Annotated in this window: 13 protein-coding genes and 1 pseudogene; 8 read left to right on the forward strand and 6 right to left on the reverse strand. The window is 73.2% G+C overall.

Features of this window, described 5'->3' with window-relative positions; translation table 11 throughout:
- Positions 1-211: 211 nt before the first annotated feature.
- The 3 genes from rsgA to ACFYR0_RS04085 all read right to left on the reverse strand — a co-directional run bounded on the left by rsgA (position 212) and on the right by ACFYR0_RS04085 (position 4,539).
- On the reverse strand, positions 212-1,309 hold the full coding sequence (rsgA, locus tag ACFYR0_RS04075; RefSeq protein ID WP_389321628.1) for a ribosome small subunit-dependent GTPase A: 1,098 nt from the start codon (positions 1,307-1,309) through the stop codon (positions 212-214).
- 241 nt (positions 1,310-1,550) lie between these two features.
- The gene (locus tag ACFYR0_RS04080) at positions 1,551-3,044 is read right to left on the reverse strand and encodes a cellulose binding domain-containing protein (RefSeq protein WP_389321630.1); all 1,494 of its coding nucleotides are present in this window, start codon (positions 3,042-3,044) and stop codon (positions 1,551-1,553) included.
- 175 nt (positions 3,045-3,219) lie between these two features.
- Positions 3,220-4,539 (reverse strand): radical SAM protein, encoded by a 1,320-nt coding sequence (locus ACFYR0_RS04085; protein WP_389321632.1) that lies wholly within the window; start codon positions 4,537-4,539, stop codon positions 3,220-3,222.
- 184 nt (positions 4,540-4,723) lie between these two features.
- Here ACFYR0_RS04085 and ACFYR0_RS04090 point away from each other — a divergent pair.
- From ACFYR0_RS04090 to ACFYR0_RS04100, 3 genes and pseudogenes are all read left to right on the forward strand, one after another.
- A pseudogene (locus tag ACFYR0_RS04090) lies at positions 4,724-5,115 on the forward strand (D-arabinono-1,4-lactone oxidase); the annotation flags it as partial.
- Positions 5,116-5,332: 217 nt separating this feature from the next.
- Positions 5,333-6,892 carry a hypothetical protein gene (locus ACFYR0_RS04095; protein WP_389321634.1) on the forward strand — a complete coding sequence of 520 codons (1,560 nt, stop codon included), beginning with the start codon at positions 5,333-5,335 and terminating at the stop codon, positions 6,890-6,892.
- A 45-nt stretch (positions 6,893-6,937) separates the two neighbouring features.
- A complete protein-coding gene (locus ACFYR0_RS04100) occupies positions 6,938-7,510 on the forward strand; it encodes a TetR/AcrR family transcriptional regulator (RefSeq protein WP_389321636.1) in 573 nt (190 codons plus the stop codon).
- Between the two features lies 1 nt (position 7,511).
- Here ACFYR0_RS04100 and ACFYR0_RS04105 read toward each other — a convergent pair whose 3' ends face one another.
- On the reverse strand, positions 7,512-8,411 hold the full coding sequence (locus ACFYR0_RS04105; protein WP_389321638.1) for a GNAT family N-acetyltransferase: 900 nt from the start codon (positions 8,409-8,411) through the stop codon (positions 7,512-7,514).
- Positions 8,412-8,582: 171 nt separating this feature from the next.
- Entirely contained in the window at positions 8,583-9,338 is a 756-nt protein-coding gene (locus ACFYR0_RS04110) for an isocitrate lyase/phosphoenolpyruvate mutase family protein (RefSeq protein WP_389321640.1), read from the reverse strand.
- Between the two features lie 107 nt (positions 9,339-9,445).
- Here ACFYR0_RS04110 and ACFYR0_RS04115 point away from each other — a divergent pair, with 107 nt between their 5' ends.
- Entirely contained in the window at positions 9,446-9,967 is a 522-nt protein-coding gene (locus tag ACFYR0_RS04115) for a hypothetical protein (protein ID WP_389321642.1), read from the forward strand.
- 25 nt (positions 9,968-9,992) lie between these two features.
- Positions 9,993-10,916 carry a homocysteine S-methyltransferase gene (gene mmuM / locus ACFYR0_RS04120; protein ID WP_389321644.1) on the forward strand — a complete coding sequence of 308 codons (924 nt, stop codon included), beginning with the start codon at positions 9,993-9,995 and terminating at the stop codon, positions 10,914-10,916.
- On the opposite strand, the gene ACFYR0_RS04125 is transcribed toward mmuM, so the two are convergent.
- On the reverse strand, positions 10,917-11,669 hold the full coding sequence (locus ACFYR0_RS04125; protein ID WP_389321646.1) for a helix-turn-helix domain-containing protein: 753 nt from the start codon (positions 11,667-11,669) through the stop codon (positions 10,917-10,919).
- Positions 11,670-11,920: 251 nt separating this feature from the next.
- On the opposite strand from ACFYR0_RS04125, the gene ACFYR0_RS04130 reads away from it, so the two are divergent.
- The 3 genes from ACFYR0_RS04130 to ACFYR0_RS04140 are packed head-to-tail and all read left to right on the forward strand — an operon-like array spanning position 11,921 to position 14,362.
- On the forward strand, positions 11,921-12,589 hold the full coding sequence (locus ACFYR0_RS04130; RefSeq protein ID WP_389321648.1) for a DUF4097 family beta strand repeat-containing protein: 669 nt from the start codon (positions 11,921-11,923) through the stop codon (positions 12,587-12,589).
- Positions 12,590-12,617: 28 nt separating this feature from the next.
- Positions 12,618-13,574 (forward strand): ATP-binding cassette domain-containing protein, encoded by a 957-nt coding sequence (locus tag ACFYR0_RS04135; protein WP_389321650.1) that lies wholly within the window; start codon positions 12,618-12,620, stop codon positions 13,572-13,574.
- Entirely contained in the window at positions 13,571-14,362 is a 792-nt protein-coding gene (locus tag ACFYR0_RS04140; protein ID WP_389321652.1) for an ABC transporter permease, read from the forward strand. Before ACFYR0_RS04135 ends, ACFYR0_RS04140 begins: the two co-directional genes overlap by 4 nt.
- The last annotated feature ends 285 nt before the right edge of the window (positions 14,363-14,647 follow it).

A 14,647-nucleotide genomic window follows, 5' to 3' on the forward strand; every position in this document is an offset into this window, starting at 1 on the left:
ATCGCTCGGGGACGGGGCGGGAACCGCGCATTCTTTTAGGGGCTCGAGGAACTGCGCAATCCCTTGGGGACGCGAGGAACTGCGCAGTCCTCAGGGGCGCGGGGAACTGCGCAATCTTTTAGGGGCGCGGGGAACTGCGCATGGCTTCAGGGGCGCGGGGGACTGCGCGAAAAGCCACGACCGCCCGGCACCCGAAACCCGGCACCGGCCCCTACCGCCCCCCACGCTTGAACTCCATCGCGGCCCTCCCAGCCGCCCCCTTCCGCTTCCACTCCTTACGGATCTCCGCCCGAACCCGCGCATCCGTCTTCGCCACGATCCGCTGATTCTCCCGAAGCAACTTCCGATAACTGTCCAGCCGCCGCTGAGAAAGCTCCCCGCTCTCCAACGCGGAGCGCACCGCACAGCCCGGCTCCACCTCATGCGCACAGTCATGGAACCGGCACCGCTCCGCCAGCGACTCGATCTCGGAGAACGTCTGCCCGACCCCGCCCTCGGCGTCCCACAGCCCGACCCCGCGCAGCCCGGGCGTGTCGATCAGCGCACCGCCGCCGGGCAGCGGCAGCAGATTGCGGGTGGTGGTCGTGTGCCGCCCCTTGCCGTCCGCGTCCCGGGTGGCCTGGACGTCCATGACGTCCACCCCGAGCAGCGCGTTGGCCAGCGTGGACTTGCCCGCACCGGACTGCCCGAGAAGCACGGACGTACCGCCGCCGACGGTCGCGGCGAGGACGTCGAGGCCCTCCCCGTCGTGCGCGCTGACGGTCAGCACGGTCACGCCGGGCGCGGTGGTCTCCACGTCCTGGACGAGATACGCCAGGGCGACCGGGTCGGGCACGAGGTCGGCCTTGGTGAGGACGACCACAGGCTGGGCGCCCGACTCCCAGGCCAGGGCGAGGAACCGCTCGACCCGGCCGAGGTCGAGCTCGACGGCCAGCGAGACGGCGACGATCGCGTGGTCGACGTTGGCGGCGAGGATCTGTCCCTCGGACCGCTTGGAGGAGGTGGACCGCACGAACGCGGTACGGCGCGGCAGATACGCGCGGACGTACCGCGGACTGCCGTCGGCCTCGAGGGCGACCCAGTCGCCGGTGCACACGACCCGCAGCGGGTCGTGCGGGGTGACGAAGGCGGTGTCGGCCCGGACGGTCCCGTCGGCGGTGACGACGTCGCACTGGCCGCGGTCGACCCGGACGACCCGGCCCGGCAGCAGGCCCTCGGTGTCGTAGGGGGCGAACTCGTCCGCCCATGCCCCGTCCCAGCCGTAGGGAGCGAGAGCGGTGAAAGCGTCAGCGAAAGCGCTGGAGGTCAAGGGGGAACCCTTCCCAAGGGCGGCCCCGGCGAAGGAAGGTGTGTCAGCCGGCGGCCACGGAGGTGGACTTGATGATCTGAATGCGGGCAGCGCCCATCGCAGTGACAGCCATCGTCGGCACCTCCTCGTTCACGACTCGCCTCGGAAAGAACACGCACACCGTAGCCGTAACCCCCTCGGGCTCGTCAACGGGTTTTTCCCGCGCGCCCCGGGCCCGGTGTCCGCCGGGCCCGGCCACGCCTCAACTACCCGCGCACGGCTTCCCGTTGAGGGCGAAGCCGCTCGCCGGGCCGTTCTCGTCGTACCAGGAGCCGAGGAAGCCGAAGGACAGGCGGCCTCCGGCGGGGACGGCCCGGTTGTAGGACGCGGCGGTGACGGCGACCCGGGAGCCCTGCTGGGTGTGGTCCGCGTCCCACATCTGGGTCACCCGCTGCCCGTCCGGGAAGGACCAGGTCAGCCGCCAGTCGTCGAGGGCCTGCTCGGTGGTGACGGTGACGGTGGCCTGGAAGCCGTCGGGCCACTCGTTGTCGAGGGTGTAGGTGGCCCGGCAGGCGGGCGGGGCGCTGGGCGAGGGGGCGGTCGTGGTGGCGGCCGTCGGGGCGGTGCCCCGGGTTCTGGGGACGGTCTTGACGGACGGCCGCCCGGAAGCGCCGTCCGGGGTCCTCGCCGCGGACGGGGACGGCGAGGGGGCGGCCGGGGACCCGGTGGTTCCCGGCGAGGAGGGCGCCCGCGTGGGCTCCTGCGGCGAGGGCCGGGTGTCCGCGACCGGCCGCCGGTCGTCGGTGCCGCGCCGCGCGGCCTCGTCGCCCGTGCCGCCGAACGGCATCAGCGAGACCGCCAGCGCCAGCATCGAGACGAGGACCGCGGCGACGATCAGACCGTTGCGCAGTACCCGCCCCCGGTTGCCCGGCTCCGTCTCCGCGCCGAAGTCGGGCCGGCCGGGGCCCAGCCGGACCTCGGCCGCGCGGCGGCGGCGTTCCAGATAGGCGAGGCCGCCCCAGCCGATGACGCCGCCGGCCAGGGCCGCGGGCAGTCCGCCGCCGTGCGGGCGCAGACAGGCGGCGGCCTCGGCGCACTGGGCGCAGCGGGCGAGGTGGTGGGAGAGGTCCTCGGGGGTCTCACCGACCGGGGCGCGGGTGACGGCGTCGAGCAGCCGGGCGTAGGCGCGGCACTCGGCGTCCATGGGCCGGTCGAGATGGCCGCGCCGGCAGCGGTCGCGGAACAGGCCGCGCACCTCGGCGAGCTCCTCCGCGAGGCCGGCCGGGTCCAGGCGCAGCCTGCGGGCCACGGCCGCCGACGGCAGCGACTCGACCTCGGTCAGCCACAGCAGGTCCGCGTCCGACTCCTGCATGTCGCGCAGGGCGCGCAGGGCGAGGGGGCGGCGCAGCGGCGGTCCGGTGTAGCGGGCGGCCTGTTCGGAGTGCAGCCACAGCCGCAGGTCGGGGGCGAGACGGTGGCCGTGCCCCTGGGTCTCCCAGGCGGCGGCGGTGGCGCGTACGGCGGTCAGCAGCTGGGGGACGGCGGGCAGCCGGGGGACGCGGCGGCCCGGGTTGCCGCCGGTGCCGTTCTCCTCGGCGCGCAGCTCGCGCAGGCCCTCGGTGAGCGCCTCGTGGGCGAGGTCGTGTGCGGCCGCGGAGCCGGACGTGCACAGGTCGGCGTAGGACAGGACCGTGTCCCAGTACTCGGAGAAGAGCGCCGCCTCGGTGGCGTTCCGCGGGCTCGGCAGGTCGGGCATGACTCTCCTGCATGGATATGCGAGGTCAACTCGCCTCAGGAGATGGGGAGTTGTGGGGAAGCCCCGCTACAGACCGAGCCTTTCACGTATGTGACACAACTGACAAGCGAGCTGTTCAGATGCCGACGGGCCCCGACTCCGTTGGGAGCGGGGCCCGTCGGCGGGTGCGCGCGGGTCAGACGGCGGCCGGATCCGCGGCCGGGAGGCTGTCCATGAAGGAGCTGACGGAGAACACCGCGTTGCCGGGTCCGGGCGGGCCGTATCCGGGCGGGGAGGTCAGGCCGAACTCGTCCATGGTGGCGCGGTAGGCCTCCAGCAGACGGATGTGGTACTCCAGCGGGGCGCCCTGCGGGTTGGCCTTGCCGAGCGGGGTGGTGGGCTCGGGGCACCAGGTGGTGAAGCGGGGCGTGATGCCGTGCGACATGAAGAAGCGCAGGCCCTCGGTGGTGGACGCGACGGCCTCGTCGACGGTGGTGAAGCCGAACGGCTCGGCCATCTCCACGCCCGCGACGAAGTTGGGGATGACGTTGCGCGCGCCGAACACGTCGGCCGAGTCGAGGATGCGCCGGTGCCACTCGTCGCGGCCGACGTAGCGTTCCTTGCCGGGGCAGTACAGCTCGAACAGACGGCGGTCCCACACCTCGTAGTTGGGGTGGTAGATCTGCACGCCGTAGTCCTTGAACCGCTGCACGTCGTCCTTGGGCAGCGCCTGCGCGACGACCTTGCCGATCCAGCGGCCGGGGAAGTGCTCCTCGATGGCCTTGGCGTACATGCCGTAGAAGTCGGCCTCGTCGCGGCCCTGGAGCTTGGAGGTGATGGCGCCGCCGGTGAGCGTGTACGCGGTCGACGCCTTCGCGGTGTCGTACCGGTTGATGATCTCCAGCGCCTCCAGGACCTCGTCGACGTCCTTCACACCCGTGTACGGGCGCCCGGCGGCCTTGTGCTGGCGCCAGTTGTGGTTGATGTCGCAGTACTGGCACTCCTCCTTGGCGCCGAAGTACTGGCAGACCCGGAAGACGGTGAGGTAGATCAGGTAGCCCCACTGGATGGTCGGGGCGACCTCCATCACGGACTTCCCGTTGGAGAGCTTGTGCCGGTAGTACTCCGGCATGGGCGGCACGCCCACGTCCGCGATCCGCGTGCCGTCCAGGTAGAGGCCGAGCAGGCCCTCCTCGTCGGCGGCGACCCGGTAGGGAGAGGCGGGGTTCACCCGTACGGAGACCACGGTGCGGCGCAGGTCGTAGGGCCCGCCGGTGAGGATGATCTCCTCCGGGGGCCGGCGCAGCGCGGCCTCGCCCAGCTCGGGGAGGGTGCCGTGGTCGAAGGAGAAGATGAAGTACGACTTGGGTTTCACCTCTCCGCTCTCGTTGTCGCTGAGGGCGGAGGCGTCGAAGGCCACGCCTCCGCGGAGCAGGTCCTCCTTGAAGACGGCCTCCCGCGGCACGTGCGGGAAGCGCTCCATCAGATCCTCGACGAGCGCGGTGCGGCTGCCCATCCCGTGTCTCCTCCCTAGTCCAGTCGTACGACTCCTCACGGTATGCCCCTTCCCGATCGGACGCGCAGGCGGGTCCGGGCTCGGGGCGGTCGGGCCCGTGGTGATGTGATGCACCCGACACGCTCCACACCTCGGAGAGGGGACCGCGTGACCGGCGTCGCGGCGGTGACGGACTGGGCGGGCGAGCGGGTACCCGCTGGCGCGCCCGTACGCCGGGGCGGCGCTGGGCGCGCTCGACCGGGTCCGGGACACCGTGGCGTCCGTGCTCCGGATCTGCGAGGTGCGCACGGTTGCCGCCGGCGAGCAGTGGCCGAGCCCGGCGTACGGGCGGGACTCGGTGGCGGTGCACTTCACCTGGGTCGCGGACGCCGGGGCCGTGCTGCCGGTGGTGCGTGCGGTGGAGGCGGCGCTGGAGCCGTTCGGGGCGCGGCCGCACTGGGGCAAGGCGTCGAGACGCCGGCGGCGCGGGTGCGCTCCCCGTATCCGCGCCGGGACGACTTCGCGGCGCCGGCCCGGGAGCTGGACCCGGCGGGGAAGTTCGGCGATGCCTTCGTGCGGGACGTGTTCGGCGGCTGAACTCCCCCGAGCGTGATGACGAGCCGGTCCATGCCGTACCAGGCGCCCTGGCGGACCCGGTCGACCGACGGAACCCGCGGAGCGCATACGCACACAGGCGCCTGACACCTCCTCAGAACCCTGTGCCAGACTGCGTCGCGGAGCCTGTCGGGCCAGAGACGAGGAGCAGGATGAGCACCAGCGAACCGGCCGCCCGGTCCGACGGCGGCGGGCGCCGGTGACGCCCGAGCCACTCGGCCCGTACAACCGCAGGGTCCGCCTGCTCGTCGAGGTCCGGGACGACCAGGACGAACGGGACCTGACGACAAGCCTGTTGACCGCCCAGGGCTGGGGCGTGCGCCCGGCCCGGGACGCCGACTCGGTCACCACCGCCGACGGACACACGGCGCTGCTCGTGGAGATACCGGTGCACGGCTCGACCTGGACCGCGAGGTCGGCGGCCGTGGAACGGCTGACCACCCTCGCGGACCGGCGCAAGCTCGACCTGTGGGTGCGGGAGAGCAAACTCGTCCCGCGCAGATCCGCCGGTCCGCACACCACCTTCCACGTCCACCGCAGGGTGCCGGACGACGCGGGCCCCGTCCTGCGCTGGTTCGCCGAGCACTGGATCGCCGTCGGCGGCTGGGACGTACGGCACACCCTGCACCTGCGCGGCCCGTACGCCGAGGAGCGGCGGGAGCAGGCGCTCGCCGAGCTGGCGGGGCGGAACATCGGCGGCCCGGCGTTCGACCCCGGGGCGCACGACATACGGCGGAGCATGGGCCCCGGCGACACCGCCGCCGAGCCCGCCGAGCAGGGGCGGAACGCCGCGATCGCCGTGGTGCTGTGCGCGATCGCGCTGGCGTGCGTGACGAGCGGCGGCACGGTCGGCGCGTACCGGTCGCCGTGGCGGTTCACGGCCCTGCTGGTACCGGCCGCGATCTCCTGGCCCGTGGGCGCGTGGCTGACCGCGAACGCGCCGCGCCCGTGGCTGGTCCGCCTCGGCTGCGGTCTGGTCCTGACCGGCGCCATGACGTTCCTCGGCTGGATGTGGGGACGGGACGACGACCTGAGACTGTCCGGGCTGCTGGCCGGCCTGGGCATCACCCTGGGCGTGGGCCTCGCGGGCTTCGGCCTCTGGTACGCGCTCAGCGCCTCCTGGTTCAGCCGCAACGTGCAGTGGTTCCTGCCGGTGCTCGTCGCGCCGCTGCCGTTCGCCATGCCGTGGGTCGGGTCGTTCCTGCACGCCGTCTATCTGGAGGACGTGTTCGGCGTCCCGGCGAACGCGGTGCACGTGGGCTTCTACTGGCGGTACGCGGTGGCGTTCCGGCCGCTGGCCGTGGCACTGCTCTTCCTCCTCGGGCTGATAGCGCTGGCGGGCTGGGCCCGGCACTTCAACGTGCAGGCGCTGATCAGCGGGTTCTTCCGCGTGATGCTGGGCCTCGCGGGGCTGGTCGCCGTCCTGACGGTGGTGCAGCTCGCGCTCGACGACGTGGAGCGGGCCGCCGACCGGGCCATGGACGCGGCCGCCGAGGGCCGCCGTCCCCCCGCCTGGTTCGGGCTGCGCCCCGAGCTCGTCTGCGTGCGGCCGCTCGACGAGGAGACCGCCGTGGTCAACGGGCCCGTCCCGACCACGCACCCGGTGGTCTCGTTCCAGCCGAGCGGGGACACCGTATGGCTGTGGGACCCCGACCCGGCCCGCGGCGAGGAGACCGCACGGCACGCCCTTCGCGTCCGCGCGGAGGACGTGGCGCTGGTGACGACCCGGGGAACACGCTGCCGAACCTGGGCCCACTAGGCTTTTTCCTGGATACCCCAGGTTTCTCGTCGAGGAGGCGGCCCCATGGCCCGTGCCGGTGTCACCGTGGACCGGCTGGTCGCCGCCGCGGCCGAACTCGCCGACGAGGCGGGCTTCGAGCAGGTCACCCTGTCCGCGCTGGCCCGGCACTTCGGCGTGAAGGACGCGAGCCTGTACGCGCATGTGCGCGGCCTGAACGATCTGCGCACCCGGCTCGCCCTGTACGCGGGCGGCGAGCTGGTCGACCGTATCGCCGAGGCGGTCGCGGGCCGCGCGGGCAAGGACGCCCTGGTGGCCTTCGCGAACGCCTACCGGGAGTACGCCCTGGCGCACCCCGGGCGGTACGCGGCGACGCAGATCCGCATCGACCAGGACCTGGTCGCCGGCTCGCCCGCGATGCGCCGTACCGCAGACATCACCTACGGCATGCTCCGGGCGTACGGCCTCGCCGAACCCGATCTCACCGACGCCGTACGCCTGTTGCGCAGCACCTTCCACGGCTACTGCGCCCTGGAGGCGGCCGGCGGCTTCGGCGCACCGCGCGATGTACGGCGCTCCTGGGACCGGGCGGTCCAGGCCCTGCACGTGGCCCTGGAGAACTGGCCGCGCGAGGGGTGAGTCAGAGGGGCAGCTGGAACTCCAGGGCGGTGTGCGTGGGGCGGTAGCCGAGCCGGTCGTTGACCCCGCGCATGGGGTGGTTGTGCTCCGCCGTGTCGGTGAGCAGTCCGCCGAGCCGGGGGTGGCGCTCACGGGCGTGCAGGATCGAGGCGGCCTTCAGCAGGGCGCCGAGGCCGTGCCCCCGGTGCTCGGGCAGGACGGCCGTGCCGTAGTGCTGGGCGTCGCCCTCCCCGCTCCCGGGGACGACGAGTTCCGTGAAGCCCACGAGCGATCCGCCGGTCTCGTCGACGGCGGCCACGGTGTGCAGCAGGTCGCCGCGGTCGGCGACGGCGGCGGCAGCGGCCCGCACCCGGTCCAGGTCCCAGACGACCCGGCCGTGGTCGACGGTCCCCATCGGCATGTCGTCCATGGCGCGGCGCGAGGCGACGTAGCTCTCGGCGAGCTCGTCGGGCACCACGCCCTCCCAGGACGTGAGCCGGTATCCGGCGGGTGCCCCGGCCACGAGCGCGGTCAGCGCCGGCACGTCCGCCGACGCCAGCGGCAGCCGGGCGTGGATCAGCGTCAGCGCGGTCTCGAAGCCGCGCGCGGCGAGGAAGCCGGCGCCCGGACTCCCGCTGTCGGCCCGGGCGACGACGCTGCGCCGCCCGTCCTCCCGCGCGGCGTCGACGGCGGCGCCGAGCAGCAGCGTCGCCACGCCCCGGCGGCGTTCGGCGGGGTGGACGCGGACGTCGGCCTCGGCGAGATGCCGCTGCCCGTCCCTGCCGAACAGCCGCAGCGAGGCGGTGCCGAGCGGGCTGCCGTCCTCCCCCGAGGCGAGCCACACCAGCCGGCGGCCGCCGGCGACGGCGGGGTCGGCGAGGGCGGACAGTCGGGCGGGCGATCCGGTGCGCGAAGAGGTCAAGGAGACTCCGTGGCCGAGGGTGGGCCGCCTCTGCGAGGGAGCCCCAGGACGAGGGAGGGCCGCCCGTGCGAGGGAGCCCCAGGACGAGGGAGAGCCCGCCCGTGCGAGGGAGCCCGAAGACGAACCCTGCACTCCCCGCCGCCGTCGCTCAACCGGGTTTCGCGGTCCGTCTCACCCCGAGAGCGCCTGCACCTCCTCGTACGACAGCACCCGCTCCGCCGCCTCCCCGCCGCCCAGGACGGCGAGGGCGGTCTCCAGGGCGGCGCCGAGGGCCCGCCGGTAGAGCAGGGAGCCGAGGCTGATCCGGTGGACGCCGAGGTCCGTGAGGCGGGGAACGGCGGGCCCGGCGGGGGTGAGGAGAACGTTCAGCGGGACGTCCAGCCCCCGCAGCACGCCGGAGATGTCCGCCGGATCGGAGATCCCGGGGACGAACACACCGTCGGCGCCCGCCCGCTGGTAGGCGTCGAGCCGCTCCGCCGTGCCGCTGCCGTCCCCCAGCCAGTACGTGTCCGTGCGGGCGTTGACGAACAGCCCCGGCGCGGCCGCCTTCACGGCGGCGATCTTCTCGGCGTGCAGCGCGGCCGGCCCCAGCCCGTCCTCCAGGTTCACCCCGACGGCACCGGCGGCCGCCAGCTCCACCGCCAGCCGGGCCACTTCCTCCGGGTCGTCGCCGAACCCGCCCTCCGCGTCCACCGACAGCAGGAACGGCCCGGGCCCGAGGGCCACGGCCAGCCGCAGCGTCTCCTCCCGCGTGGCCGAGGCCCCGTCGGGCAGCCCGGCCGCCGCCGCGACACCGAGGCTGGTCGTACCGACGGCGGCGAAACCGTGCGCGGCCAGGACCCGCGCGGAGGCGCAGTCCCAGGCGTTGGGCAGCAGCAACGGGTCACCGGCGCGGTGCAGGGCGGCGAAGGGGGTCGAGTCGCTCATGGGACGACCGTAGCCGCCAAGGATGCGCGTCGGGCCCGACGGGCGCACGCTGAGGTGATGGACGGCGGAGACGCCGCGGACCGGCGGTGCGGGGCACCGGGGCGGTCATGACCGCGGAGACACCCCCGCCGCCTGCGGAGGAGCCCGCGTTCCGTCCGGGCCCGCAGGAGCCGGGTCATGCGCATCCGGTCCTCGCGGCTGTCGCCGGTGCCGTCATCGGAGCCGGGGCGGTCGGCGTCTCCTGGACCTTCGCGGGCGGCGGCGAGGGCCCCGCGGGCCCGCCGCCCACCCTCGCGTCCTGGGCGCCCACGGCCTTCACCCTGACCGGGACGTTCGAGCTGACCGACGGAGCGGTCGGCGACGGCGCCGGGGGCTGCCGGGGCGAGGGCGGCTACGACGACATCTTCGAGGGCACCGCCGTCACCGTGTACGACGCGGCGGGGACCGTCGTCGCCACCGGCCACCTCGGCGAGTCGATGCCCGAAGGCGGCGCCTGCCGGTTCGACGTGTCCGTCGCTGACGTCCCCACGGGTGAGCGGTTCTACCTGGTGAGGGTCTCGCACCGGGGGACGGTGCTGCTGACGGAGGCGCAGGCCGCGGCCGGAGGCTTCGGCGCCACCCTCGGCTGACCGGAAGTCGCGTTAGCGTCGGTACATGACCGTCAGCGCCACACCCGCCCTGCCCTCCGCCCTCGCCGCCGGGCCGCTCGTGCTCGACGGGGGGATGTCCAACCAGCTGGAGGCCGCAGGGTGCGAGCTGGGGGACGAGCTGTGGTCGGCGCGGGCGCTGATGGAGCGGCCCGAGGCGGTGGTGGGGGCGCATCTCGCCTACTTCGAGGCGGGGGCGAGCGTGGCGATCACGGCCAGCTACCAGGCGACGTACGAGGGGTTCGCACGACGGGGACTGGGGCCGGCGAAGGTCGCGGAACTGCTGGCGCTGAGCGTGGAGTCGGCCCGCGAGGCGGGCCGACTGGCCAGGGCGGGAGGCATCACACGGCCGCTCTGGGTGGCCGCGTCCGTGGGGCCGTACGGGGCGATGCTCGCCGACGGCTCCGAGTACCGGGGCCGCTACGGCCTGAGCGTGGCCGAACTGGAGCGTTTCCACCGGCCCCGTATGGAGACGCTGGCCGCCGCGGCCCCCGACGCGCTCGCCCTGGAAACCGTCCCCGACGCCGACGAGGCCAGGGCCCTCCTGCGCGCCGTCCGCTCTCTCGGTGTTCCGGCCTGGCTGTCGTACAGCGTCTCCGGCGCCCGCACCCGCGCCGGCCAGCCGCTGGAGGAGGCCTTCGCGCCGGCGGCCGACTGCGACGAGGTCTTCGCCGTCGGCGTCAACTGCTGCGCGCCCGAGGACGTGACCCACGCCGTCGCCACGGCCGCCCGGGTCACCGGCAAACCCGTCGTCGTCTACCCCAACAGCGGCGAGTCCTGGGACGCGGGCGCCCGCGCCTGGGACGGCCCGGCCACGTTCGACGCGGCCCGGGTCGAGGCCTGGCGCGAGGCCGGGGCCCGCCTCATCGGCGGGTGCTGCCGGGTCGGGCCCGAGGGGATCGCCACGATCGCACGGGCACTGACCACCTAGCTAGCGCCCCGCGTCGGGCTCCTCGGGACCGTCCGGCGCCGGTTCGGCCTTCGTGTAGAGGACGTCGCGAGCCTGCTCGGCCGCGCGCGTGATGCTCTCCCCTATGAAGTCGACGAACCGCGCTATGTTCTCCAGCCGCCCGGCGGCCGGGCTGCCGGGGCCGAGGACGGCGACGCCCTGCCGCGCGGTCTCGGCGAGCTGGACGTTGGACCGGGCCGCGGCGATCATCGCCTGGTACCAGAGCTCGTTGTCGACGACATAGCGCTCGCGGCGCCCTTCGTCGCGCTGCCGACGGACGAGATCCTGACTCTCCAGGAACGCGATCGCCTTGGACACGGACGCCGGGCTGACCCCGAGACGCTGGGCCAGCTCGGACGCGGTGAGGCTGCCTTCGTCGGTGATGTAGAGGGAGGTCAGCACCCTCGCCATCATCTTGGGCAGGCCCTGCGCCATCAGAAGGGTCGTGAACGTCTCCTCGTACGCCCGCACCTCCTCCGGGTCCCGCCCGTACGCCTGATCCGGCGCCCGCCGGTCCCGGGGCGCGGCCTGCCTGCGGCGATGGGCACGCCGCTCGGTGGCACGGTGGGCGAGATCGGCCCGGTAGCCGGTGGGACCGCCGTTGCGCATCACCTCACGCGTGATCGTCGAGGTCGGCCGCTCCAGTCCCCTGGCGATCTCCGCGTAGGCGAGCCCGTCGGCCAGCCCCGACGCGATCTGCTGGCGCTCCTGCTGAGTGAGCCTGCCTCCCGGCATCACACCCTCCTTCATGTTCCGTGACCGCCCCACCATAGCGTTCACCTCAACTCATTGCAACGCGCCACTCTCCCAACGTTGCATTAAATCCAAGCCCATTGCAACAAAATACCTTCACTGAACTGCAAGTATTCATCTCACACGCAACAAGAGCGTTGCCGAATCCACGAACGCAACGTAGCGTTTCCATCATCAGAAAGAACGAGCGGCAACGAGCCGAACGGCTCGGGCCACGACCGAAGGAACCCACCATGCAGACGTTCGCCACTCCCGCCCCCGTCTCCGTCGTCCTGGACATCCCCGCGGGCCGCATCCAGCTGATCGCCGCCGACCGCCCGGACACCACCGTGGAGATCCGCCCGGCCGACGCGGCGAAGAACCGCGACACCAAGGCCGCCGAGCGCATCGACGTCGCCTACGACGGCGAGGTCCTGCGCATCGGCGCCCAGGAGGCGGCGAACCGGCTCCTCGGCCACACCGGAGCCGTCGAGATCACCGTCCGGCTGCCCGCCGGCTCCCACGTCGAGGCCAAGGCCGCCGACGCCGAACTCCGCGGCGTGGGACGCCTCGGCGACGTCACCTACGACGGCGCCCGGAGCACGGTCAAGCTCGACGAGGCCGCCACCGCCCGCCTCACCGTCCAGGCCGGCGACATCACCCTCGGCCGCCTCACCGGCCCCGCCGAGATCAGCACCCGCAAGGGCGACATCCGCGTCACCGAGGCCGCCCGCGGCACCGTCACCCTGCGCACCGACCTCGGCGACATCGCCGTCGGCACCCCCCGGGGCACCTCCGCCTCCCTCGACGCCGGCACCGCCCACGGCCGCATCACCAACAGCCTCACCAACACCGAAGGAGACGCCGCCGTGACCTTCCACGCCACCACCGCCCACGGCGACATCACCGCCCGCAGCCTCTGAACCCGAACTCGACCAAGGGGGACCACCCATGACCGACCTGACCATCGCGGCGACCGGGCTGCACAAGTCCTACGGTGACAAGACCGTCCTCGACGGCATCGACCTGGCCGTCCCGCAGGGAACGATCTTCGCCCTGCTCGGCCCGAACGGCGCGGGCAAGACCACGACCGTGCAGATCCTCTCCACGCTCATCTCCGCAGACGCCGGGCAGGTCCGGGTAGCGGGCCACGACCTCGCCACCGCCGCGCAGTCCGTGCGCGCGGCGATCGGTGTCACCGGCCAGTTCTCGGCGGTGGACGGTCTGATCACCGGCGAGGAGAACATGCTCCTCATGGCGGACCTGCACCACCTGTCCAAGGCCGAGGGACGCCGGGTGACCGCCGAGTTGCTGGCCCGCTTCGACCTCACCGACGCCGCGAGGAAGCCGGCGTCGACCTACTCGGGCGGCATGAAGCGCCGCCTGGACATCGCCATGACCCTGGTCGGCGGCCCGCGCGTCATCTTCCTCGACGAGCCCACCACCGGCCTCGACCCCCGCAGCCGCCACAACATGTGGCAGATCATCCGCGAACTCGTCGCCGACGGCGTCACGATCTTCCTCACCACCCAGTACCTGGAGGAGGCGGACGAACTCGCCGACCACATAGCGGTGCTGAACGACGGAAAGATCGCGGCCGAGGGCACCGCCGACGAGCTGAAGCGTCTGATCCCCGGCGGCCACGTCACCCTCCGCTTCACCGACCCGGCCGCCTACAGATCAGCGTCGGCAACGCTGAACGAGACCGCGCACGACGACGAGTCCCTCACCCTGCACATCCCCAGCGACGGCAGCCAGCGCGCACTGCGCGCCCTCCTGGACCGCCTGGACGCGGCCGGGGTCGAGGCCGACGAACTGACCGTGCACACCCCCGACCTCGACGACGTCTTCTTCGCCCTGACCAGCTCCGTCACCGTCCCCCACCAGACCAAGGAAGACGCCCGATGAGCTCCCTCTCCCTCGCCGTACGCGACTCGGCCACCATGCTGCGCCGCAACCTCCTGCACGCCCGGCGCTACCCGTCCCTCACCCTGAACCTGCTGCTGACGCCGGTGATGCTGCTCCTGCTGTTCGTCTACGTCTTCGGCGACACGATGAGCGCGGGCATCGGCGGCGGTGGCCCGGACCGCTCCGAGTACATCGCGTACATCGTCCCGGGCCTGCTGCTCATGACCATCGGCAGCACCACGATCGGCACGGCGGTCTCCGTCTCCAACGACATGACCGAGGGCATCATCGCCCGCTTCCGCACGATGGCGATCCACCGTGCCTCTGTCCTCGTGGGCCACGTCGTCGGCAGCGTCCTCCAGAGCGTCATGAGCGTGCTCCTCGTCGGCGCCGTGGGCGTGGCCATCGGCTTCCGCTCCACCGACGCCGGTGTCCTGGAGTGGCTCGCGGCCTTCGGCCTCCTCGTGCTGTTCGCCCTGTCGCTCACCTGGATCGCGGTCGGCATGGGCCTGGTCAGTCCCAACGCCGAGGCGGCCAGCAACAACGCGATGCCGTTGATCTTCCTGCCTCTGATCTCCAGCACGTTCGTGCCGGTCGAGGCGATGCCGGGGTGGTTCCAGCCGGTGGCCGAGTACCAGCCCTTCACGCCGGCCATCGAGACGCTGCGGGGCCTGCTCCTCGGCACCGAGATCGGCCACAACGGGCCTCTGGCTCTTGCGTGGTGCCTCGTCCTGGCGGGTGTCGGGTACGTCTGGTCGACGGCGAAGTTCAACGCGGACCCCAAGTAACGAGGTGGCCCTTGGCGGAGCCCGGGACGGTGCGCGGCTCGGCGTCAGGGAGGTACTGCCCGGGGGCTGAGGGCGGGGCGGTGCGCAACTCGGCGCGACGAGGTGCCGCCACGCCCACCCGTGCCGCCCCTGGCGGTACGCATGCCCGCGGCAACGGGCGACGGGCGGCGGGAAGCCGCGTACGGCGGGGAGGGGACGGGGCGGGGGGTGTCCGCCCGCAGCGGCCGCCGTCGAACACCAGAACCCCCGTAGGGAGCCAGCCCGGCGGACCGAGGACGGACACCC

The sequence above is a fragment of the Streptomyces sp. NPDC005017 genome (assembly GCF_042873115.1).
Classification (GTDB): Bacteria; Actinomycetota; Actinomycetes; order Streptomycetales; family Streptomycetaceae; genus Streptomyces.